Raw genomic sequence first — 21,514 nt, 5'->3', positions numbered from 1 at the left:
CTTGCTTGCCTAACCACCCGTCCTATGCTCTCAACTACTACTCTAAAAGCACTGTTGGCCGTCAGTGCGTTAGCGGCTGCTTCACTTCTCGGCAGCTGCGGCAACTCCGACAAAACCGCCGCAACGAATACCTCGGCTGAAGCTGACGAAAGCTTTGAGCGCTTCAAAAGTCAGTTTATCGACTCGCTTTGGTATTACAATCCACGGCTAGCTTCCTCCAAAGGCAACCACCGCTACGATTCTCTGCTCGTAATCCCAACGGCCGCGCGGCGGGAGGTAGAAGCTGCCGCCCAAGCTCGCATGCGCAAGCGCCTGACGGGGTTTGCGGTCAATGACTTATCGGTAAATAATCAAACTGATTATCAGCTGCTGCTCAACTACTTGGATAAGTCGCGTTTTTATACCGATACGCTGAAGAGTTGGTCCTGGGACCCCTCCAGTTATAATCTGGGCGCGTCGGTCGCCGAAATTCTGAATGGCCGCTACTTTCCACTCGACCGTCGTTTGCGGGCAATTTCTATCAAAATAGACCACGCCTCCGACTACTACGACGCGGCCGAGTCGAACATCAAACAGCCCACCCGCGAGCATACCGAGCTGGCCATTTTGCAGAATGAGGGTGGCTTGCAGGTATTTGGTGCAGCGCTGCAAGATTCCATCAAACGCTCTGGCCTAGACGCGCGGGAGAAGAAAGAGCTGCAAGACCGCATTGCCACCACGCGCTTGGTTATTGAGAATTACCTAAAGTTTTTGAAAGGTGAAGTGCTGGCGGGGGGCAAATTTCGCAGCTTCCGCTTAGGCAAAGAGTTGTTTGACCGCAAATTTGCCCTCGATATTCAGTCGGCCTACTCCGCCGATCAGGTATTTCAGAAAGCGCAGGACAACCGGGCTTATCTGTTGCGTGATATGGGCCGCCGTGCCGCCCGTCTCTGGCCTAAGTACTTTGCCGCTCAGCCCATGCCCACCGATTCGGTAGCCATGATTCAGCGCGTTATCAGCCGCTTGTCGGAAAAGCACGCCACGCAGGCCGGGTTTGTGGATGCTGTCAAGGCTCAGATTCCGCAGCTCGTACAGTTCGTGAACGACAAAAAGCTGCTAACCCAAGATCCAAGCAAGCCCCTAGTTGTGCGCGAAACGCCGCTCTATATGCGTGGTAGTGGCGCGGGGGCCAGTATTTCAGCCCCTGGCCCCTACGATAAAGCCGCCAACACGTATTACAATGTAGAGCCGCCGGCCAACCTTACGCCCGCTCAGGCCGAAAGCTACCTGCGTGAGTACAACGACTATACGCTCCAGATTCTGAACATCCACGAGGCAATTCCGGGCCATTACACCCAACTCGTGTATGCTAACCGCTCGCCTTCGCTGGTAAAAGCCATTTTCGGTAACGGTGCTATGATGGAAGGCTGGGCCGTATATGCCGAGCGGATGATGCTGGAGAGTGGCTACGGCCAAAACAGCGACGAAATTTGGCTGATGTGGGACAAGTGGAACATGCGTGTAACCCTCAATACCATTCTCGACCACGAGGTGCACGTAGGCAACATCTCCCGCGAAGCGGCCCTGAAGCTACTTCAGCGCGACGGCTTCCAGGAAGAAAATGAAACGACTAACAAATGGCGGCGAGCCACGCTTTCGCAGGTGCAGCTTAGCAGCTACTTCAGCGGCTACACCGCCATTTACGACCTGCGCGAAGAACTCAAAAAAGAGCAGGGGGACAAATTTGACCTCAAATCCTTCAATGAGCAGTTCCTGAGCTACGGCAGTGCGCCCGTCAAATACATTCGGGCCATGATGCTGAAAGCAGTTTAAGTAACTGAAGTAAAGCTATGTAGCAAGAAAGCCGCGCCAATTGGGAATCTTTTGGGCGGCTTTCTTGTAAGCGCGCCGTGCAGTTGAGCTTGGAGTTGGTTTCGTTTGTATTAGCTGCTGTTATGAAAGACTCTACCCCTAAAGGCATTCTGGATACCAACGATGAAGGCCTGCGCCGCATTACGCATGAACAGCTGAAAGTATTCGTCAAGTTTACCTCACCCAGCTGCGAAATCTGCGAGAGGCTTGCGCCACACTTTGCCCAATTCGCTGAACAGGAGTTGTTTGCGCCCATCCGTTTCCTGCGCCTGAACTCCGACGAAAATCCGGTGGCCCAAAAGATCATGAAGGAAAAGGTTGCTCCCTTCTTCGTTTCCTATTGCCAAGGGCATTTGCTGGAGTGCGACACGCTATACCTCGAAGAGGAAGTGCGCGCGATGCTCACCCGATTGCGAAATTTTATGCCTCTAAAAGCGACCTGAACTTTAGCAGTTGGGGCCTACTTCTGCCCGTACTTTTCCCTTCCTGGCTACTTATTATGTGGCTTCACTTGGAAATGAAAATTAGTTTGGTTGGGCAAACTACTCTGTTTTCTTGCTGTCTTTCAGCGGGGTAGCCCCGCTAATCCAGATGCTTTTCTGGTTGACGAACTCCCGGATACCCAGGTGCGACAGTTCGCGCCCGTAGCCCGATTTCTTGACGCCGCCAAAGGGCATTTCGGGGGAAGACTTTACCATGGAGTTCACAAAAACGGCTCCTGCCTCCACACGGCGGGCCAGCGCTTCACCTCGCTTCACATCGCGGGTCCAGATGGCGCCACCCAGGCCGAAGGGAGAATCGTTGGCAAGGCGAATAGCGTCGTCGGCGTCACGAGCTTCCAAGATGAGCGCTACGGGTCCAAATAACTCCTCATGGTAAGCTCGCTGACCAGGCTTCACGCGGGACAGTATCATTGGCCGAAATAAGGCATTGCCCTTTTCCGATTGCCCCCCGTACAGTTCTACTTTTGCCCCCTGGCGTACCGAGTCATCCACTTGCGTTGTTAGCTCATCGGCCAGATCGGGGCGGGCCAGCGGGCCGTACTGCGTGGCTTCATCCAGCGGGTCGCCAGTGCGAAAAGCGAGCAGATGGGTTTTTAGTTGGTTGATAAACTCCTTGACGACTGGCTTTTCTACAATAAACCGCTTGGCCGCAATACAACTCTGGCCCGCATTAATCATTCGGGCCTGAGCGGCGGTTTTAGCGGCCAACTCCAGATCAGCATCCGCCAGCACAATAAAAGCGTCGGAGCCGCCCAGCTCCAGCACAGTCTTTTTGATATGCGCCCCTGCGGTTGCGGCCACCTTGGAGCCGGCCAGTTCGCTGCCCGTCAGCGTAACCGCCTTCAACCGATCATCAGCAATAAGCTTTTCCACTAAGTCGCTGCCAATCAGCAAAGTCCGAAAGGTAGCAGGAGGGAAGCCTGCATCATGGAAAATGGCTTCTAGCGCCAGCGCGCATTGGGGTACATTAGAGGCATGCTTTAGCAAGCCCACATTGCCCGCCATCAGGGCCGGCGCAGCAAAGCGTACTACTTGCCAAAAGGGAAAATTCCAGGGCATTACGGCCAGTACAACGCCCAAGGGCTCGTGGGAAATGAAGCTGCGTTGGGCTTGTGTCTTTATCAGCTCATCACGCAGGAATTCCTCGGCGTGGTCGGCGTAGTAGTCGCAGGTAAGAGCGCACTTTTCTACTTCCGCGCGTCCGTCGGCTATGGGCTTACCCATTTCTATAGCCATCAGTCGGGCCAGCTCATCCTGACGTTCGCGGAGCAAAGTAGCGGCTCGGTGCATACGCTCAGTACGGTGCGCGAAGCTGGTAGTGCGCCAAGTAAGCGCCTCGCGGGCCGCCTGCGCCAGAATGCGTTCTGTTTTAGCCCACGAAAATGCCCGAAAACGCCGCACGACACGGCCAGTGTAAGGATTGAAGGATTCGATAGCCATAGCAGAAGTAGGGAGTGAGGGACGAATAGGTTTACAAGGGTACGCAGCCGGTAGAGAGTTGGCGAAAACGATAACAAAAATGTGCTTTGCCGGTATATGCACGGAAACTTAGCCGTGCACACAAGCACCACTGGTTTCTTAGCTACCCACCGAGCCAACGAAATACGAGCATTATGCTTTACATTCGCTCGGCGGCTAACGCAGTTTCAAGCAAGCCTCATATAATTACGGTCCGTTCCTAGTGTCTGTCAACCACCCAGAATCGTTAATACCTGCCCCCGAGGAATTGCTGGTGCAGCGACTGCGCGACCGCGATGAGGCGGCTATGACTGTCTTTTACGATAAATATTCGGCCGCCCTGTACGGGGTTATTCTCCGAATTGTCAAAAAAGAAGAAATAGCGGAAGATGTCCTGCAGGAAAGTTTAGTTAAGATATGGCACTCTTTTGCTTCCTACGACGCTTCTAAGGGGCGTTTGTTTACGTGGGTAGTGAACGTATGCCGGAATTTAGCTATTGATAAAATCCGGTCTCGACAGTACCGCGTAGGTAGTCGTACACAACCGCTGGAGGACAGCGCCGCGGTGCGTCAGGCAGCCCCTACCGGGTTTCAGCCCGACCATATCGGCCTGCAGGAAATAACCCAGAAGCTCAATCCTGAGCAGAAGCAAGTTATTGACCTGCTGTACTTTGGCGGATTTACACAAAGTGAAGTGGCAGACGAATTAAACCTGCCCCTTGGTACGGTAAAAACCCGTGCCCGGGCGGCTATCAAAGTACTCGCAAAATTGGTTCGGTAATCGTGGATATTCAGGAATATATCGAATCAGGCATCCTCGAACAGTACGCCCTTGGCGAGCTGAACGAGGCGGAGCGCGCGGCTGTCGAAGCACAGGCCGCAGCGCATCCCGAAATTGCACACGAACTGGATCAGGTGCAGCAAGCCCTTGGCGTGTATGCCCAGGCTCATGCCGAAACGCCCCCCGCTGCCATGCGGGAGCGGGTGCTAGCAGGGTGGCAAGCTGCTATCCGGTCGGAAGCCCAAAAAGCCCCCCAGACCGGCAATGCAGCTGCACCCGCTGCTGCTACGGAGCCAGTTGTTCGCCAACTGACACCATTGGAGCCTGAAACGGCTAATACTGCCTCTGGTCCCGCTTTCCGCTGGATGCTGGCTGCCTCAGTGGCCCTATTGCTGGCCAGCGGCTTGGCTAACTTCGTGCTGTACACCCGCTGGCGCGATGCAACTGCTGACTTGGCTATTGCCCGCACCGAGCAGAGCCGGGTAGCAAGCGTAATGCAGGCGTCGGAGCGAACGTTGGCGGTGCGTCAGCAGGAGCTGGAAGTGCTACGCAGCGACGATTTCCGGACAGTGGCATTGGCCGGGACGGCGGCGGCTCCTTCGGCCAGCGCCCGGGTACTGTACAACCCTAAAACAAAGGCGGTGTATCTCGACGTACGCAAACTGCCTGCACCTCCTTCGGGCAAACAGTATCAGCTGTGGGCCTTGGACAACGGTAAGCCCGTAGATGCAGGTGTATTGGCCGCCGCTACCACTTCCGGCGACAGCCTTCAGCAGATGAAAGATATTGCCAGCGCCCAAGCATTTGCCATGACGGTGGAGCCTGCAGGCGGCAGCATCAATCCTACGTTGTCGACGCTGACGGTAGTTGGGAATATTTAATCTTTCCTCATCTTACTGCCAGTGTGCAGTTGGCAGGACCTATTTACCGAACGCAGCACGTACTGCCTCGATAAGTAGGTCCTGCTTGTTATAGTAGCTGTCTGGGGGGCTTTTTTGTTGGAGTAATTGAAATGACAAGATTACTGATGACCAATTAATCAAACACCAACCCGCGCCGAAGCTGTTATTAGCGCACTTATACTTATAACCCCCTCGCAACCATGGAAAAATCAACGTATTACAACCCCGCCGACCTAGCCAAATTTGGGAATGTTGCGGACTGGCAGCCCGAAATGGGCCGCAAGTTTTTCGACTATTATGGTGAAGTATTTAAGGAAGGCGCTTTATCAGAGCGGGAGAAGGCTCTCATCGCTTTAGCCGTGGCCCATGCTGTGCAGTGCCCATACTGCATCGACGCCTACACCTCAGATTCGCTTCAAAAAGGCGCCGATGAAGCCCAAATGATGGAAGCCGTACACGTAGCCGTGGCTATCAAAGGAGGGGCGGCCTTGGTACACAGCGTGCAGATGATGAACAAAGCCAAAGAACTGTCGATGTAGATAAATGGTTGATTGGCTGGAGGGTGAATAGTTGTTCGCTTGCGCAAGCTCCAACGTAAGCCATTCTTCAGCCATCCAACTTACTCTCTGAATAACCGAGTACCATGAAATCACTGCACGCCCAACACCATGCCCTTGCCGATAGCAGCTACCAGCTTACGGTGCTGAGTGAGGCGGAAGCGGCGGGTGCCCGGCTGCCTGCCTTTGCCCACAAGCTGCGCGAATCGGGCCTGCTACCGCTGCGTCCTACCGAACTGGCCGTAATGCAGGTGAACGTGGGGAAAATGTGCAATCAGACTTGCCGCCATTGCCACGTAGACGCCGGCCCCGACCGCACCGAGATTATGACGCGCGCTACCATGCAGCTCTGCCTCGATGCGCTGGCCCAAACTACGATTCCAGTGGTTGACTTAACGGGTGGCGCGCCGGAAATGAATCCGGATTTTCGCTGGTTTGTGGAGCAGATTTCGGCCTTGGGTCGCCAGATTATCGTGCGCTGCAACCTGACGATTATTGTAGCCAACCCGAAGTACTACAACCTGCCCGAGTTCTTTGCCCGCCACGGTGTGCGGGTAGTGTCGTCGCTGCCGCACTTCTCAGCCGGCCGTACTGATGCCCAACGGGGTGAAGGTGTATTTGCGCGCTCTATCCGGGCCCTGCGTATGCTGAATGCGGTGGGCTATGGTGTGGAGGGCTCGGGATTATTACTCGACTTGGTATTTAATCCGGCGGGGGCCTTTTTGCCGGGCAGTCAGGCCGGGTTGGAGCGGGAATTCAAGCAACGCTTACTACGTGAGCACGAGGTAGTGTTCAATAATCTACTGGCCATTACCAATTTGCCGATAAGCCGGTTTATGGAATATCTGCTGGAAAGCGGCAATTACGAAAGCTACATGCAAAAGCTGGTAGCCGCTTACAACCCCGTGGCGGCGGCTAATGTAATGTGCCGCAGTACGCTTTCCATTGGCTGGGACGGGCAGCTGTACGACTGCGACTTCAATCAGCAGCTCGACCTGAACGTAGCGCAAAATGCCCCCCAGCACATCCGATCCTTCGATGCAGCTGCTTTGCAGGAGCGAGCCATTGTTATTAATCAACACTGCTACGGCTGCACCGCCGGCGCTGGCTCCAGCTGTGGCGGCGCTACGGCATAGCGACTTATACTTTTGACTATAGAAATGACGAACGGCTGGCGCGCATTAGTGGTGGTGCTTGGGCTGCTGGCTCTGCCCGCCTGCGGACAAGATACATCCGTGCCAGAAACGGTAAGCCCGGCCTACCGTCAGATGCTCAAGACGCTGTACCGTGAGACGGTGCCTACCATTCAGCCGGCCGCCCTGGCCGACCTGCTGCGGGCCAAGTCCCAAAAAGTAGTATTGCTGGATACCCGCACTCCCGCTGAGTACAAGGTCAGCCACTTGACGGGAGCCAAATTTGTGAATTTTGACTCTTTTGAAAAGAACGAATTCACCGGCTTATCACGTGACCAAACGGTAGTCGTGTACTGCTCTGTGGGGGCCCGAAGTGAGCGAGTAGGAGAGCGTCTTAAGGCATTGGGCTTCCGCGACGTACGCAACTTGTACGGGGGTGTTTTTCAGTGGGTAAATGAAGGCCGGCCCATATACAATGCTGCCGGACCTACGCGCCAGATTCATCCGTATTCGGCGCTGTGGAGCGTGTGGCTGCGCCAGGGCGAACAGGTATATAAGTAACGACAAACAGAGTAGGGCGTGGCCACCAGTAATCAGCAACAGCATTTGCTCATTTTTGCTCGCCTGCCGGAATTAGGGCAGGTAAAAACTCGACTCGCGCAAAGCATCGGCGACGAAGCGGCTTTGGCCGTGTACCGTGAACTGCTGGTCCGTACCCGTACCGCCGCTGATGGCTTTGGGGGGCAAAAAATAGTGTGGCTGACGCCGCCGGCCAGTGTGGCCTTAACCCCTGAGACCGTAGCTGCTGAATGGCCTGACTACACCTGGCAACGGCAGCCGTCCGGCGACTTGGGGGGCAAAATGCAGTTCGCATTTAAGCATTCATTTACCGCTGGCGCCGCCTCCGTTGTAATCATTGGCACCGATTGCCCTGACCTTAGCACTGCACTTTTAAGCCAAGCTTTTGAGTTGTTAGCCACGCACGATGTAGTAGTGGGGCCAGCCGCTGATGGTGGCTATTATCTGCTAGGTATGAATGCGTTACACCAGGATTTATTTCAGAATAAAACCTGGAGCACCGCTTCCGTCCTACCCGATACCCTAGCCGATGCTGCTCGTCTGGGCCTGCAAGTTGCCCACCTGCCTACTTTGCACGATGTCGATACGGCCGACGATCTGGCCGTATGGCGCACGGCAGAAAAACAAGCCAAATAGCCACTACCGTTCCGTTTCGTCGTACTAGCATCATTCTACTTGATTAAGCTAGTTCGTATGCACTATTTCCGTCGTTTTGTAATTGGGTTGAGTTTCGTGGCCTTGGGCAATGGTCTTGCCGCCTGCTCCTCTGATGAGGAAGTAGCATCGGGGGCAAAAGCAAGCCCGTGATGGATGATAACGCGGCGTTGCTTAAGCTGGCACCTCACTTCAATCAGCAGTGGGCGATGGCCAAATGGTGGGAAGATGGGCTAGCCGAAGTGGCTACCTACAACGCCGAACGCGTGGTATACGACAAAGTGCGACGCTTCGAGTACACGCTTATTACCGTGAAGGAAGAGTTTACGCCCCAGTATAATGTGAAAGCTGACACCCTACAGCGGCCCGATTTATTTCCGGTGATGAAGGTCAATCAGTTTTGCCGCATCGAAACTGACCAGTATCCTTACCACTACCTCACATCCCTGTTTTTTCGGCGCGATGAGCCCATCGCCCTGCATAAGTTGACGACATCATCTCAGGAGTGGTGCGGCAATACGTTTAAGGCCATCACCGACGAAGGGCTGCACTATCTGCAAACGTATAATTCGTATTGGGACGGGCAAGGAAGCGGAGAGCGGCAACTTCGACGCGACGCCCTCATTGAAGATGCGTTGCCTTACACGTTGCGCAGCCTCCGCTTTACCCGCAAACCTACCTTTCGAGTAGTCATTACGGAGTTGCAGCAAACTAGCAAAGCTACCCGGCCCATCTATTACAATGCCCAAGTAAAGGTGGAGAGTAGTTTGGCCGCCGACACTCCCGAGCCCGCGTGGCGGGTGACGGTCGCCTTGGCCGAGAATAAGCAGAATGTGTATTGGTTTGCCAAGAAATATCCCAACGTTTTGCTGCGTCAAACTACCTGGGATGGCCGCAATATGCGCCTCAAATCGGTGCGGCGCTATGCTTATTGGAAAGCTTAAGGCCTAATAAGTTAATACGCTTTACGCCAAACGATTAAGATAATGTGGTCTGACGCTTTCGCTGAGCCAGGTATACGCTGAGGCTAGGTCTTCAAAGCTCACTACCATCGGCTTGCTTACGCAGGAAAGTGCGTCATCAATAATACCTCGGCTGAGATAGTTGGGGGAGTACACCCAAGCCAGATAATGCAGACCAGCGTCAGCGAGTTTGTGGAAAAATGCTTCATCCAGCCACCGCGAAGCTTCCTGCCAAGGACCCTCCAAGTTAGAGTTGTCGTTTAACATCTTCTGGCACTTGGTGCGCTGCAGACACTCCAACAACGCTTGGCACCCTGCGCGAATAGACAACTCACACTGCTCCCCTTTCCAATCCACATAGAGCCATTGATTACAATGGTCGTAGGCAATGCAAATCGAGGGCGTATTCAGTAGTACTTCTAAACCAGGCATTAACAGATTATTCCGGGAAGGCTTTTCCTGATAAGCGATATAGAATGCGCATCAAAACCAGCTATTTGCTGGGTTTGATGGGTTAAACCTAGGTGTTTAGTGTATTAATAAAAACCAATTGACCCAGATTAATCTAAAATTAACATTATTAACACATTAATTATTATATAACAATATTTAAACACTTATGAAGCAAGTATTTGATTTGTAGAATAATGCGTGAACACTACCTGATTTGAGTCGGTGGGTTCACTGTAAACAAACTTACAGGCTTCGACAGTAATACTTCCCACACCAGGCTTCCAACGACTACTATATACTCTAAGCCCACCAACAGAAGATTCTCGGCATAAATGGGCGTTTGATAGGCGGCGTAGGAAAGTAAAACTACGCCCGACCAAACCACACTATAGCGGTAAGGCGTGAAGCAGGCCAAGGCAACAAGCGGCGTCAGATACCAAGGATGTACAGTGGTAGCCAGCAAGTAGTAGAGTGTAAGAGCCAGCAACAGCGTTTGGCCCAGCGAGGCCAACGTAGAGTGGTGCTCACGCCAAGCATACAGCAACAACAACAGGCCAGTGGTCAGAGCAAGGCCGGTACCGATGGTGGCTATCAGGTTATAGCCTTTCAGCCAGTAGCCGGCCGCTCGTAGTAGATAGTAGAAGCTGGCATTGAACTCAAAGGTGTGAAAATATAGATCGAGGCTCCGGCCAAAGTTGCTGAATAGATCTAGGGATAGAAATGGCACAAAAAGGGCCCCTACGACCACGCTCAGGACGGCGGCATAGCGCAAAAAAGCCCCCCAGCCCAAGCGTCGAATTAGAAAAGGGAGCACCAGCAGCGGCAGCAGTTTGGTGGCCACAGCCAGCCCCAGTGCTCCCGCCGACCACGCCCAGCGCCCTCGCACCAGCGCCCACCATGCCGCCAGCAGTCCGAAGATGAGTAAGGCTTCAAAGTGGAGGTTGCCCGTCAGCTCTACGATAACCAGCGGATTTAGCACGTACCATAGCGCTTGGTGCTTTAGCTGACCAAAATGGCGCAGCAGGCTCACTAGCAAGAGAAACGTTGCCAGTTCTGCGCCTATCAGCACTACCCGCAAGAGAACTATAAAGCCCTGTTCGCTATCGGGGAACAGCCACGCGGCCACCCCAAAAATGGCTTGACAAACGGGTGGATAGACAGAGTAATAATGAGGAGAGTTGAGTTTGGGATAGAGGTCGGTGAGTTGCTGCGCTAGCTGTATGTTGCTAGGCTGGGTGGGGGATGCCAGCAACTCAGCGGGGCGGTGCAAGTACGGATTTTGCCCCCCAGCCACCAGCAGGCCATCCCAACGGAAACGGTGATAGTCGTCGGAGAGGGCGGGAGTAGCGGGCAGCCACAGTAGGCGAAAGAGCAGACCGGCAACCAAGGCTAACCGCAGCGACAACTGGTTGCGTACCAGCCAGATATAAGCGAAAAACGCCACGGCCATCAGCCCCAGTAGCTGCCCGAAATTTGCTCGTGGCGTAGCATAAGCTACCCCGACATATGCCGCCGCACTAAGCACAAGGGCGATGAGCTGACGAAGAGAGAGGCGAAACATTGCAAAAGCTGCCTATGTGGAGTGGCGGACTGAGTAATAGAAAACAAGGCCGTAGCCGACCGCCAACAGCAGATGAAATGGCAGCAGGCCGTAGTCACCAATGGACAAGCCGGCCCCAATGCCAAACAAAAAGTAAATGGTGAGCAGTCCTTCTAGCACAGTAAGGCCATCGAAGCGACCGGTGCGGTAGCGGCGACCCTGCCAGGTTCCTTGACGCCGGACCAAGCCCATTTTGGGAGTGCGGATAAAGGCCGAGCGTCGGCCCATCAGCCCCAGCAGCACTGCCCTTGAGTTGTGCAGCGCCAACCCCATGGATACAGCCAGGAACAACAAAAACTTAGGCAAAAAGGCCCCCACCGAGCTTCAGGGTTAGCGTAGCGCCAAGCTGAGTAATAGTAGAACACCAACGGCAGTAGAGTAAGCAAAAACACGCTGGCCAACTCAAATATTAGCTCTAACTCGGGGGAGTGTTGCCGCACAAACACTAAGGGTACGCTGAGCACGGAGAGGATCAGAATGGCCAGAAAAACAGTGCTGTTGAGCAAATGAAAAGTGGCCTGTAGCTTGGTGGAAAAGGGAAGCCCCGACCTTAACACGCTGCCCAAGTGCTTGCGGGCAGTTTCGGCGCCGCCTTTGGTCCAGCGAAACTGCTGCGACTTCAGCGCATCCATTGCGGCCGGTAGCTCAGCGGGTGCCACAACCTGAGGCAAGTACACGAATTGCCAATTGCGCAGTTGCGCCCGGTAGCTCAGGTCCAGATCTTCCGTGAGCGTATCGCTCTGCCACCCACCCGATTCCTCGATGCAACGCCGCCGCCACACGCCGCCCGTACCGTTGAAGTTGATAAAATGCCCCCCAGCTAGCCGCCCCACTTGCTCCACGTAAAAGTGCGCATTCAAGGCAAACGCCTGCAGCTCCGTTAGCAACGAATAGTCCTCATTGAGATGAGCCCAACGCGTTTGCACTACCCCAACTGCTGCATCAGAAAAGTAAGGGACGGTGCGCATCAGAAAGTCGGGTTCGGGTACGAAATCGGCATCAAAAATAGCGACTAGCTCCGCGTTGGTGCAGATTAAGGCATGCTTTAATGCACCAGCTTTAAAGCCCTCACGATCAGATCTCAGAACATGATCAATATGGATGCCTTGTGCCCGATGCCACGCTATGCGGGCGGCGGCCAGCGCAACTGTTTCGTCGGTGGAATCGTCGAGTACCTGAATGTGGAGCTTATCGTGCGGGTAAGCCAGCGCCGCCGCCGCATCTATCACCCGCTCTATCACATTTACCTCGTTGAACACAGGCAGCTGCACGGTTACCGAAGGCCAGTCAGCAGGCAGAGAAGGTGCGGGCAATGCCGGGCGGCGGTAGGCGCGTCGGGCCAGCCGCGTGAGCTGCAGCTGACTTAGGCTAAAGCCCAGAATGAACGTGAGACATAAACCATAAAGAACCAGAAGAAATATTTCCAGCTCTTTCATGTATGCAGTAAAAATGGCCTTAAAGAGAGCATTGCAAAAATGGCCGTGGAAAGTATGCCTTCCCCAGTAACCCGTTCCGGAAAGCCTTGTTGGGTATCGTTTGCTTACAAATACTTAAAAATGGTCCACAGAATCTTGTAGCCCGCGCCCAGCGTGCCGGCCACCGTCCCAGATACCTTCGATTTGCCGATGCGGCGGCGGTAGCGCACCGGTACTTCGGTGGTACGCAGCTTGAGTTTGGCGGCTTTAAGCTGCATCTCTACAGTCCAGCCGTAGGTTTTATCCTGCATGTTGAGGCGCTTCAATGCCGAAGCGCGGATAGCCCGAAAGGGCCCCAGGTCGGTGAAGCGGGCGCCGTAAAAGGAGTGCAGCAACGTAGTAGCCAGCCAATTGCCGAATATCTGCTGGGGCAGCATCGAGCCTTTCTCGCGCTTGCCCAAGGCCCGCGAGCCAATCACCATATCGGCCTCGCCGCGCAGAATTGGAGCCAGCACTAAGGGCATATCCTTGGGATAATCGGAGTAATCGCCATCAAGGAACACGATGATATCGGGCTGCTCCTCAGGGGGCGGCCATAGCAGTGGGCCATGCCTCGCAGGCACGCGTAGCCATAGCCAGGACGGCGTTCCTGCAGTACCGTAGCGCCCGAGGCACGAGCTATCAGCCCGGTATCATCGGTGGAGTTATTATCGACCACTATTATCTCCCGCACCAGATCCTTCGGAATTTCCATGATGACGTGCGAAATGGAATGCACCTCGTTGTAGGCGGGAATAATAACGTCGATGATGGGAGTGGGGGGCAAATCTGGCATACACGAGCGGGGAGTTGCACAAAGATGCCGAATCTTTTTGGGGCTATCTTTCCAGCCCATTTACATCCGAACCCTATGCTCCAGATTGGCGACCAAGCCCCCGACTTTACTTTGCCCACTACCACCGGCGCCACCTTTCGCCTCGCCGAGCAGCGTGGGCAGCGCGCTATCGTGCTTTACTTCTATCCCAAAGACGATACCCCCGGCTGCACGGCCCAAGCCTGCTCCTTTCGCGACCAATATGAGGACTTCCAGGACCTCGGCGCCGAAGTAATCGGCATCAGCTCCGACAGTGAGGCTTCCCACCAGAAATTCACGCAGAAGCACCGCCTGCCTTTCCCGCTGCTGGCCGATGAAAGTGGCAAAGTGCGCAAGCTGTATGAAGTGCCTCGCGCAATGCTCGGCATTCTGCCCGGTCGCGTCACGTTTGTGATCGACAAAGAAGGCGTGATTCAGTACATCTTCAATTCTATGCAACGCGCCACCGACCACGTAGCTAAGGCCAAGGAAGTACTGGCGGGCCTAGCGACGAAATAATATTTTATATAAACTCATAATTGTCAGAAGTATACTTATGGGTACTTTAATTTCTGAATTAATAGAAAAGGCTCAGGCAGAAAAGCGCCTTATTGCGCTCCGGACTAATGCAAGTGAGCCCAGCGGCTTTGTGCTAGGCTACATTATCGTGCACAACGACGAAACCATAACCTTACGAACCATCAACACGAATGGCCTCGTGCAAGGCATACGAACCGTTCGGACCGCTGATGTTTTTCAGGTGGATTACGACGACCGCTACATCAGGAATGTCGAGTTAAAGGAGAACAATCTTGATAAAATTTACGGGCGCTTGAAGACCCCTTCGCTCTATGATGAAGGATATATCAGCATTCCTGAGTTGTTGCATAAGTCCCAGCAGCTACAGCATTTAGTGTACTTCATTTCCTATCACGGACCGGGTTATTATGTGGTCGTCAAGCATGTGGCAGAGGACGAAATGCTGGTGGAGTGCTTCAACGAGTACGGCGAGAATGATGGAATTTCCGTGTTTAGAATTGATGACGTAAAATCAATTATCTGGTCTGACGAAGACACTAGAGCGATTGAATTACGTTTTCGGGAAAGGCAACAGGCTTCTTGAGGCCTGCAAAACCATTGGCTGCTACTTCATGAAAACGCTTCTTCCGTTCTTGCTGCTTCTGCTGCCACTTCAGCTATTGGCCCAAACACCCCCCAGCCTCAACGCTACCCTCGACGGCTACGAGTATCCGTATCCCGTCAAGACGCTACCGCTGAAGCTGGAAGGGCAGGCGGTGCGCATGGCTTACATGGACGTAGCGCCTACGGCCCGCGCCAATGGCCGCACTGTGGTGTTGCTTCACGGCAAAAACTTCTTTGCCGCTTACTGGCGCGAAACGATTAAAGCATTAACTCAGGCAGGATTCCGGGTAGTCGCGCCTGATCAGGTGGGCTTTGGCAAGTCGGATAAGCCGGCGCTGCAGTACTCGTTTCATCAATTAGCCCGCAACACCAAGCACCTGCTCGATACGCTGGGTGTTCGGAAAGCCATAATTGTGGGTCATAGTATGGGCGGCATGCTGGCTACGCGCTTTGCCCTGCTCTACCCCGAAACTACGGAGCGGCTCGTGCTTGAAAACCCTATTGGCTTAGAGGATTACCGCGTCGGGGTGCCGTTTCAGTCCGTAGATGAGTCATTGGCCACGGAACTGAAGACGACGGAGGCGAGCATCCGCAAGTACCACGCAACCTATTACCCCGGCGGTTACCCCGCCGCCCACGACGAGTGGGTGCGCCCACTGGCCGCACAAACCACTCACCCCGATTTCCCGAAGGTCGCCCTAGCTAGTGCCCTCACTTATCAAATGATTTATCAGCAGCCGGTGGCGTATGAATTCACCCGTATAGCTGTGCCCACGCTGCTGATCATCGGCCAGCAAGACCGCACCGTTGTAGGTAAGGGCTTGGTGAAAGATCCGAAAGTATTGGCTACGATGGGGCAGTATCCGGCGCTAGGCAAGCGCACCACCGAGCAGATTCGGGGGGCAAAATTGGTGGCGCTGGAGAAGGTTGGGCACATTCCGCACTTGGAAGCGCCGAAGGAGTTTCAGGCGGCATTACTGGCGTTCTTGAAGTAACAAACCATAGTTAGTCGGCTCTTTAAGCGGTCTGCTGCGCGCCGCTCTGCATGACCACCTAAATGCCGAAATGAATTACAGAGCAAAAGACCTCCAGACTTGAAAGTCTGGAGGCCTTTTGTCGTGTTATCGGGTTAAAGAGTCTAGCTTAATATCCGCAGCGTATCAGCATGAATGAGTTGAGAGGCTTGGTAGCGACCTTCGCGGGGGCATTTTCTAGGTTGAGTACGCCGCGCGGGCAGGCCGTGGAGCACATGCCGCAGCCCACGCAGGAGGCCCGGATGATGGGCTCGCCGCGCTGGGCGTACTGCTTTACATCGATGCCCATTTCGCAGACGTTGGAGCAATTGCCGCAGCTAATGCACTGTCCGCCGTTGGTAGTGATGCGGAAGCGGGAAAAGTGCTTTTGCAGGAGGCCCAAATATGCCGCCATCGGACAGCCAAACCGGCACCACACCCTGCTGCCCATGATAGGGTAAAAGCCTACGCCCACCACACCGGAGAACACTGCCCCGATGGCGAAACCATAGAACTTATTTAGGCTATTGCCTATTTCACCCAGAAAGCTGCCATACAGCTGATTTACCCACAGTAATATGGTAATCAATACGATGAGGGCAAGGATGGGATAAACAAGGCGTACTTCCCAGCGCCAAGCAGCGCGGCTTTTGTCGGAGAGGTGGCGGTAGGGGTCGCCGGCAGTTTCGGCCAGGCCACCGCAGCCGCATACCCAGGAACAGTACCAGCGCTTGCCATAAAAGTAGGTGAGAACGGGCGTAGCAACCAGCGACATAATTGCCCCCCAGAACACCATAAACACGCCCAAACCGCCATTCTTTACTAAGTCGGCTACTCCGCCCGGAAAAAGGTAATCGTATTTCAATGGCCAGAAGTAAGAGAAGTAAAACTCCGGCTGTTGAAAAAATAACAGCACACCCGGCAACAAAAAGGCGAAACCCAGCTGGAAAAACATCACCGATGCCGTACGAATAAGCTGGTAGCGGGAATGGCGGTACTTCCACAACGCCCGGCCACCCATCACCAGCACGGCCAGCGTGTAGAAGGTGCCGTACAAAAACCATTGGTCGGCGGGGCGGTTGCGCAACGCTTGGCTAAACGGGTCGAGGGTGCGGATCAGGTTTTCGAGGTACTGCGGAAACCAATAGATCAGCATATAGAAGCCCGTGAGCACCAGGCCCGTAACCCAGGCAATGGCCCCACGACTGGTACTAGCCCGCAGCCATAGATTATTTTGCTTTACGCCCGCCTCACCTCGCCCAAACTTGTGCCAAGCCCAAGCAAGCGTACCGCCGCTAACGAGGGCCAGCGCCGCGTACATGCTTAGCCGTGCCCGCGCCGCATCTGCATCGAAGGCAGCCCCAAGCAGCGCTAGTAGCCCCAGTGCCACAGCCACCAGTGTAGCTTTTTCCGTTGCATCAGTGACGGGTACGGGCGCTTGCGCAAGCGCAAAGGACTGATTGGAAGTGACTTCCATAGGGGCAGAGGAACGTAATTTTTATTGTTACTGATGAAATAGCGCTCTGCGCGAAACGCAGCCTGACCTCGCCCACTGGCGGAATCTGCTACCTCAATGGTGGTGGTGATGGTGGCCCTCATCGGGCTTGCCGAAAAGGTTTATCAGCGAGCCGACGATATAAAGTCCTGTCCAGCACACGTATAGCCAATTGAAGCCGTCTGGTCGGTGCTGGGGGGCAAAAAAGTGCAGAATCAGGTGCGCACCAATGCTCATAATCAGGCCGGTGATGGCGATGAACTGGTAGCTGTTGAGCGAGCTGGGGCGGTAAAGTTTGGAAAGATCCACGGCGAACAGTTAAATGTTAGATACCTGATACTCAGGCGAAGTTGGTAAGAACGGTAACTAGTATAGGCGCTCTTTTAATTCAGTTATCATCGTTTTACGGGCATCATTTCAGCAAACTGTCGCTGAATAGCTGGCTCATGGCGACGGTAAAACTCGGGGTCAAAGTTGGCGGTTTTTAGCTGCCCAATAACCGTCTGGATCGGTGTTTTGGTCTTAATCCAGTTTTCGCATACGGCTTGCCGCAGACGCAGGCCCATCGCGTTAAACCCAAGTACGGCATCATTCGCCTGGGGGGCAAAATTGATCCGTAGCGCGCAGTTGGCGGTGGGGTGTTGCCAGTAGAAGCTCTCTATACCGTCGGGAAGGCGGGCTGGTACTTGGCCATAGGTCTGATATTCGAGGTTAAAGAATTTGGCGGAGTTGAACCATACGCCACGCCGGTAGGGGGTAGGCCGGCCACAAATAGTGTGGGCTACCGTTTCGCCCTGCATGCGGCCGGTGTACCAAAGCTGTTCAATGGGCACCTCGCCCGTGCCGCGCTGGCGGTGCTGGGCACAGTCGCCGGCCGCATACACGTCGGGCAGATTAGTTTGTAGCAGCTCATCTACTAAAATGCCGCGGTCGGTTTCCACGGCTGAGCGTTGGGCTAAGCTCAGATTTGGCGCAACCCCGATGCCTAAGCCCACCCATTGACACGTTATTTCCTCGCCCTGACTGGTCACAATGGCGCGCACGCGGCCACTCGCATCGCCTAGGATTTCGCGCAGTTCTGTGCGGTAGCGCACGTCCACGTCGTGCTGACGAAACTGCTGATCAACCAGCTCGGCTTCTTCGGGGGCAAAACCGATCCCCAGTAGTGCTGGTCGCGCACGAGTACGGTGGCGGCTATACGGCGGGTGTGTAGCATCTCGGCCAGCTCCACGCCAATCAGGCCACCACCCACCACCACACCCCGGCTGATACCGTGCGTATCGCGTTCCATCTGGGCCAAATCGGGGAGGCCGTAGAGCCCTTGCACCCCCAGCAGGTTCTGGCCGGGCCAGCCAGCGCGCCGCGACACCGAGCCCGTAGCCAGCAACAGCTTATCATATGTAAGGCTCTGGCCGTTGCTTAGCTGAACTTGGCGTTGGTCAGCATCAAGGGCGGTGGCGGTGGCGTGCGACAACTCCAGCCGGTTTTCCTTCCAAAACCAGTCTTCATACGGCTTAATATCTTGATACCGCAAGTGGCCCATATACACGTACATCAGCGCCGTGCGGGAGTAGTGATGCTCACTCTCATCCGACACGAGCGTGATGCGCGCCGCTGGCTGAAGGCGTCGCACGGTCTGGGCCGCCGTCACGCCCGTAATGCCATTGCCGATAATAACCAGGTGCATGGATGAGTTTTTGGAATGGATAACTAGTTAATTACTGAAACGTCTTGCTTCGATAAGTGGCCACTAGATTCCGGCATGACAGCCACTGTACTAGCAATTACGACCTAAATTCTTAGCCCTGTATAACCACCTTTTGGCGATTAACACATCTAAAAAAGCCTCCCGACAAGCATTGTGCGCAACATGCAGAGCACAACATTGGTTGGTGGTGTCAGGTTTGCCACTCCACAGCGGATCAGTTGGCCGTATTTCCCCTAAACGTACTCATTTATGTCTCCCTCCGGATTTTTGCCTGCTCGACCATTGCGGCTTTTAACTTTACTACTTATCCTCTGGCTACCACTGGGGGGCATTTTGGCCGCTCCACTAGCGCCTTCTTTCTCCGCCGCCACGTCGGCCTTCTTGCAGAAGAATGTAAATGCTGATGGCAATGTAAACTACGCCGTCATCAAGAAACAACCTGCTGAGCTGAACACTCTGCTGCAAACTGTGCGGAGTCTCGATACCAAAAATATGTCGGCCGCCGAGCGTAAAGCATTCTATCTCAATGCGTACAACCTTGTCGTGATCGGGGCGGTAGTGGAGCGCTTGCCCCTAACGTCGGTGATGAAGGTGCCGGGCTTTTTTGACAAGCTGGCTTTTACCATAGCGGGTGAAAAAATGACGCTGAACGAGTTAGAAACAAATAAGCTGCGGAAACCCTACAGCGACGCGCGTATTCATTTTGCCTTAGTGTGCGCAGCTAAAGGGTGCCCTCGACTTAGCCGCGAAGCCTACTCCGCCGCCACGCTCGATGCACAACTCACCGCCCAGACGAAGCGGGTGCTCACTGACCCAAGCTTTATTCGGGTTACTACGGGGGTAAGAAAGTGCTGGTTTCGGAAATATTCAAATGGTACGCCGACGATTTTAAAGCGCCCGGTCAGGCCCTCATTGCTTACCTGAATCAGTACCGCCCCGGTCAGCCCATTCCGACCTCCTATACTGTAGACTACTATTCCTACGATTGGTCCCTGAATGCCTTGTGACGCCGCAGGAAGTGCCGCAGCCTCTGCCGTAGCCATAACTGTGGCTTGCTATCAGCCGTAAGCATAAGGAAATCAGCTATTCCACCCAGAAAACTTACGACAATGATCTTAGATAAACTTTTCGGCGACGACGATAACAACGAGAACGGCGACATTACCGAAGGCAAAGGCGTTTCAAAAAACGAGGAGTTTGAGGCCCACAAGAAGGTGCAGCAAACGGAAAGCAACGGCAAGGAATCCAACGACCCGTCGGCCCAGCGCAACACGGGCGCAAACGGCTATACCCAACGCAGCGACCAGAAAGACCAACTCGACAATCTGCACATCGGCGGCGACGAAACCAACCCACAAGGCGGCAACGACCATAAGAATGCCGGCGAGCAGGCCCAAGGTCCTGGTTTTGAGGCCGAAGGAACCTATGAGCTTGATCACAAAGTACGTTCCGGAGACCAAGCCTTTGGTGAAAAGAAGGCCAGCACTTCTGGTGAGCCGTCTCAGGATGGCACTGTCTCTCAATAACTAGCCGCTATAGTATCCCGAAAACCCATGCTCTCAGCGTGGGTTTTTTTGTGTGGAACACATCCGTATTCTTTTCCGTGCTGATACTGACCGGCCTATTTTATCAGCTACGTTGTGCCAGTGATACTCTAGCTGTGTCGAGCTATTCAGCCTAATTCGTTTTATAATAATTAGTGTAGTAGAAAGACATGTGCATAGTGAATGATAGATATTTGATGCTGCCACATAAAAAAATATTTCTTGAAAAAGTGCTTTAACGACGTTAAAAGCCCCTTAATCATGATTGTGTTATTTCTTATGGCTAAATATTTATAAAAACATTGTTTGATATGTGACGATTCGTATATATTTACACTATGAAACTTAGGAAGACAAGTAAATCGGTCTAAGTTTTCAGTCGCCCCTCCTCACTACCTATTGCCGCTATGATGTTACTTATTACTCTCAAGGCCCTTAATCGGCCAATGCTGGCTCTGCTAATCGTCGGCAGTTGCCTTATTTCCAATTTCGCTCACGCAAATGATCCTACAGCTAAGGATAAAAAAGGGAAAGTAATTGCTCCCGCAGTCAATGAAGTCGCTTCGGTTAGCGGTACTGCCGCTACAGTGGTACTTACGGGCCGAATTCGCAACGAAGAAGGCCAGCCTTTAGCTGGTGCCACGGTTTATTTGCAGGGAAGCGCAGTAGCCGTTACCACCGATGAACAAGGCATTTTCTCTTTGGAAGTGCCAGCCGCCGGTAAGAAGACGTTGCGTTATGGCTATGGCGGTTACCAAGACCGCGACGTAGTTGTGAGCAGCAGTGCCCCCTAACCATGAGTCTGCATCCCAGCACCGAGACTATTGAGCAGCGCAAAGACAAATAAGCTATCTGTATTGCCCACAAAAAAGCCCCCAGCCACATAGCTGGGGGGCTTTTTTGTGGGCAG

General features: G+C 53.9%; 22 protein-coding genes and 2 pseudogenes. 15 read left to right on the top strand and 9 right to left on the bottom strand.

What is annotated here, in order from left to right:
• Positions 1-24 precede the first annotated feature (24 nt).
• Complete coding sequence (locus EPD59_RS13165) at positions 25-1,812, top strand: DUF885 domain-containing protein (protein WP_133273191.1); 1,788 nt, start codon at positions 25-27, stop codon at positions 1,810-1,812.
• A gap of 122 nt (positions 1,813-1,934) precedes the next feature.
• On the top strand, positions 1,935-2,294 hold the full coding sequence (locus tag EPD59_RS13160) for a thioredoxin domain-containing protein (protein WP_133273190.1): 360 nt from the start codon (positions 1,935-1,937) through the stop codon (positions 2,292-2,294).
• Between the two features lie 99 nt (positions 2,295-2,393).
• Here the strand turns inward: EPD59_RS13160 and EPD59_RS13155 are convergent, their stop codons facing one another.
• A complete protein-coding gene (locus EPD59_RS13155) occupies positions 2,394-3,794 on the bottom strand; it encodes an NAD-dependent succinate-semialdehyde dehydrogenase (RefSeq protein ID WP_133273189.1) in 1,401 nt (466 codons plus the stop codon).
• A 241-nt stretch (positions 3,795-4,035) separates the two neighbouring features.
• Here EPD59_RS13155 and EPD59_RS13150 point away from each other — a divergent pair, with 241 nt between their 5' ends.
• The 7 genes from EPD59_RS13150 to EPD59_RS13120 all read left to right on the top strand — a co-directional run bounded on the left by EPD59_RS13150 (position 4,036) and on the right by EPD59_RS13120 (position 9,362).
• The gene (locus tag EPD59_RS13150; protein WP_165963586.1) at positions 4,036-4,593 is read left to right on the top strand and encodes an RNA polymerase sigma factor; all 558 of its coding nucleotides are present in this window, start codon (positions 4,036-4,038) and stop codon (positions 4,591-4,593) included.
• A gap of 2 nt (positions 4,594-4,595) precedes the next feature.
• Positions 4,596-5,474 carry an anti-sigma factor gene (locus EPD59_RS13145; RefSeq protein ID WP_133273188.1) on the top strand — a complete coding sequence of 293 codons (879 nt, stop codon included), beginning with the start codon at positions 4,596-4,598 and terminating at the stop codon, positions 5,472-5,474.
• A 221-nt stretch (positions 5,475-5,695) separates the two neighbouring features.
• The gene (locus tag EPD59_RS13140) at positions 5,696-6,034 is read left to right on the top strand and encodes an arsenosugar biosynthesis-associated peroxidase-like protein (protein WP_133273187.1); all 339 of its coding nucleotides are present in this window, start codon (positions 5,696-5,698) and stop codon (positions 6,032-6,034) included.
• A gap of 104 nt (positions 6,035-6,138) precedes the next feature.
• Positions 6,139-7,188, top strand: coding sequence for an arsenosugar biosynthesis radical SAM (seleno)protein ArsS (arsS, locus tag EPD59_RS13135; protein ID WP_133273186.1), 1,050 nt, complete (start codon positions 6,139-6,141; stop codon positions 7,186-7,188).
• Positions 7,189-7,212: 24 nt separating this feature from the next.
• The gene (locus tag EPD59_RS13130) at positions 7,213-7,746 is read left to right on the top strand and encodes a rhodanese-like domain-containing protein (RefSeq protein WP_133273185.1); all 534 of its coding nucleotides are present in this window, start codon (positions 7,213-7,215) and stop codon (positions 7,744-7,746) included.
• Between the two features lie 18 nt (positions 7,747-7,764).
• Complete coding sequence (locus EPD59_RS13125; protein ID WP_133273184.1) at positions 7,765-8,400, top strand: TIGR04282 family arsenosugar biosynthesis glycosyltransferase; 636 nt, start codon at positions 7,765-7,767, stop codon at positions 8,398-8,400.
• 170 nt (positions 8,401-8,570) lie between these two features.
• Entirely contained in the window at positions 8,571-9,362 is a 792-nt protein-coding gene (locus EPD59_RS13120; protein ID WP_133273183.1) for a hypothetical protein, read from the top strand.
• A 21-nt stretch (positions 9,363-9,383) separates the two neighbouring features.
• Here the strand turns inward: EPD59_RS13120 and EPD59_RS13115 are convergent, their stop codons facing one another.
• The 5 genes and pseudogenes from EPD59_RS13115 to EPD59_RS13100 form a co-directional block, all read right to left on the bottom strand.
• The gene (locus EPD59_RS13115) at positions 9,384-9,812 is read right to left on the bottom strand and encodes a hypothetical protein (protein ID WP_133273182.1); all 429 of its coding nucleotides are present in this window, start codon (positions 9,810-9,812) and stop codon (positions 9,384-9,386) included.
• A 226-nt stretch (positions 9,813-10,038) separates the two neighbouring features.
• On the bottom strand, positions 10,039-11,394 hold the full coding sequence (locus tag EPD59_RS13110; protein WP_133273181.1) for a glycosyltransferase 87 family protein: 1,356 nt from the start codon (positions 11,392-11,394) through the stop codon (positions 10,039-10,041).
• 12 nt (positions 11,395-11,406) lie between these two features.
• On the bottom strand, positions 11,407-11,676 hold the full coding sequence (locus tag EPD59_RS23755) for a hypothetical protein (RefSeq protein WP_317128369.1): 270 nt from the start codon (positions 11,674-11,676) through the stop codon (positions 11,407-11,409).
• Entirely contained in the window at positions 11,661-12,869 is a 1,209-nt protein-coding gene (locus EPD59_RS13105; RefSeq protein ID WP_317128368.1) for a cellulose synthase family protein, read from the bottom strand. The genes EPD59_RS23755 and EPD59_RS13105 overlap by 16 nt, the downstream gene beginning before the upstream one ends.
• Positions 12,870-12,973: 104 nt before the next feature.
• Positions 12,974-13,683, bottom strand: a pseudogene (locus EPD59_RS13100) (glycosyltransferase family 2 protein).
• A gap of 75 nt (positions 13,684-13,758) precedes the next feature.
• Between EPD59_RS13100 and EPD59_RS13095 the strand changes: the two are divergent.
• From EPD59_RS13095 to EPD59_RS13085, 3 genes are read left to right on the top strand one after another with little or no spacing between them, the layout of a single operon-like run.
• Positions 13,759-14,220, top strand: a complete 462-nt coding sequence (locus EPD59_RS13095; protein ID WP_133273180.1) for a peroxiredoxin — start codon at positions 13,759-13,761, stop codon at positions 14,218-14,220.
• A gap of 37 nt (positions 14,221-14,257) precedes the next feature.
• Positions 14,258-14,824, top strand: coding sequence for a hypothetical protein (locus EPD59_RS13090; RefSeq protein WP_133273179.1), 567 nt, complete (start codon positions 14,258-14,260; stop codon positions 14,822-14,824).
• 28 nt (positions 14,825-14,852) lie between these two features.
• The gene (locus EPD59_RS13085) at positions 14,853-15,839 is read left to right on the top strand and encodes an alpha/beta fold hydrolase (protein WP_133273178.1); all 987 of its coding nucleotides are present in this window, start codon (positions 14,853-14,855) and stop codon (positions 15,837-15,839) included.
• 148 nt (positions 15,840-15,987) lie between these two features.
• On the opposite strand, the gene EPD59_RS13080 is transcribed toward EPD59_RS13085, so the two are convergent.
• The 3 genes and pseudogenes from EPD59_RS13080 to EPD59_RS22620 form a co-directional block, all read right to left on the bottom strand.
• Positions 15,988-17,334 carry a 4Fe-4S binding protein gene (locus EPD59_RS13080; protein WP_240731397.1) on the bottom strand — a complete coding sequence of 449 codons (1,347 nt, stop codon included), beginning with the start codon at positions 17,332-17,334 and terminating at the stop codon, positions 15,988-15,990.
• A gap of 93 nt (positions 17,335-17,427) precedes the next feature.
• Complete coding sequence (locus EPD59_RS13075; protein WP_133273177.1) at positions 17,428-17,661, bottom strand: hypothetical protein; 234 nt, start codon at positions 17,659-17,661, stop codon at positions 17,428-17,430.
• Between the two features lie 86 nt (positions 17,662-17,747).
• Positions 17,748-19,039 (bottom strand): annotated as a pseudogene (locus EPD59_RS22620) (NAD(P)/FAD-dependent oxidoreductase).
• A 270-nt stretch (positions 19,040-19,309) separates the two neighbouring features.
• Here EPD59_RS22620 and EPD59_RS13060 point away from each other — a divergent pair.
• The 3 genes from EPD59_RS13060 (at position 19,310) to EPD59_RS13050 (ending at position 21,398) form a co-directional block, all read left to right on the top strand.
• A complete protein-coding gene (locus EPD59_RS13060) occupies positions 19,310-19,984 on the top strand; it encodes a DUF547 domain-containing protein (RefSeq protein WP_133273174.1) in 675 nt (224 codons plus the stop codon).
• Positions 19,985-20,169: 185 nt separating this feature from the next.
• Positions 20,170-20,586, top strand: coding sequence for a hypothetical protein (locus tag EPD59_RS13055; RefSeq protein ID WP_133273173.1), 417 nt, complete (start codon positions 20,170-20,172; stop codon positions 20,584-20,586).
• A 425-nt stretch (positions 20,587-21,011) separates the two neighbouring features.
• Complete coding sequence (locus EPD59_RS13050; protein ID WP_133273172.1) at positions 21,012-21,398, top strand: carboxypeptidase-like regulatory domain-containing protein; 387 nt, start codon at positions 21,012-21,014, stop codon at positions 21,396-21,398.
• Positions 21,399-21,514 lie beyond the last annotated feature (116 nt).

This window comes from Hymenobacter radiodurans, assembly GCF_004355185.1.
In the GTDB taxonomy this organism is placed as follows: domain Bacteria; phylum Bacteroidota; class Bacteroidia; order Cytophagales; family Hymenobacteraceae; genus Hymenobacter; species Hymenobacter radiodurans.
This window is presented reverse-complemented; position numbering and strand designations above follow the sequence as displayed.

Coding starts and splice junctions, on each gene's coding strand:
- EPD59_RS13085 (WP_133273178.1), top strand. CDS start 14,853: ATGAAAACGCTTCTTCCGTTCTTGCTGCTTCTGCTGCCACTTCAGCTA.
- EPD59_RS13120 (WP_133273183.1), top strand. CDS start 8,571: ATGGATGATAACGCGGCGTTGCTTAAGCTGGCACCTCACTTCAATCAG.
- EPD59_RS13155 (WP_133273189.1), bottom strand. CDS start 3,794: ATGGCTATCGAATCCTTCAATCCTTACACTGGCCGTGTCGTGCGGCGT.
- EPD59_RS13115 (WP_133273182.1), bottom strand. CDS start 9,812: ATGCCTGGTTTAGAAGTACTACTGAATACGCCCTCGATTTGCATTGCC.
- EPD59_RS13110 (WP_133273181.1), bottom strand. CDS start 11,394: ATGTTTCGCCTCTCTCTTCGTCAGCTCATCGCCCTTGTGCTTAGTGCG.
- EPD59_RS13055 (WP_133273173.1), top strand. CDS start 20,170: ATGATCTTAGATAAACTTTTCGGCGACGACGATAACAACGAGAACGGC.
- EPD59_RS13165 (WP_133273191.1), top strand. CDS start 25: ATGCTCTCAACTACTACTCTAAAAGCACTGTTGGCCGTCAGTGCGTTA.
- EPD59_RS13095 (WP_133273180.1), top strand. CDS start 13,759: ATGCTCCAGATTGGCGACCAAGCCCCCGACTTTACTTTGCCCACTACC.
- arsS (WP_133273186.1), top strand. CDS start 6,139: ATGAAATCACTGCACGCCCAACACCATGCCCTTGCCGATAGCAGCTAC.
- EPD59_RS13050 (WP_133273172.1), top strand. CDS start 21,012: ATGATGTTACTTATTACTCTCAAGGCCCTTAATCGGCCAATGCTGGCT.
- EPD59_RS13130 (WP_133273185.1), top strand. CDS start 7,213: ATGACGAACGGCTGGCGCGCATTAGTGGTGGTGCTTGGGCTGCTGGCT.
- EPD59_RS13090 (WP_133273179.1), top strand. CDS start 14,258: ATGGGTACTTTAATTTCTGAATTAATAGAAAAGGCTCAGGCAGAAAAG.
- EPD59_RS13060 (WP_133273174.1), top strand. CDS start 19,310: ATGTCTCCCTCCGGATTTTTGCCTGCTCGACCATTGCGGCTTTTAACT.
- EPD59_RS13080 (WP_240731397.1), bottom strand. CDS start 17,334: ATGGAAGTCACTTCCAATCAGTCCTTTGCGCTTGCGCAAGCGCCCGTA.
- EPD59_RS13105 (WP_317128368.1), bottom strand. CDS start 12,869: ATGAAAGAGCTGGAAATATTTCTTCTGGTTCTTTATGGTTTATGTCTC.
- EPD59_RS13140 (WP_133273187.1), top strand. CDS start 5,696: ATGGAAAAATCAACGTATTACAACCCCGCCGACCTAGCCAAATTTGGG.
- EPD59_RS13160 (WP_133273190.1), top strand. CDS start 1,935: ATGAAAGACTCTACCCCTAAAGGCATTCTGGATACCAACGATGAAGGC.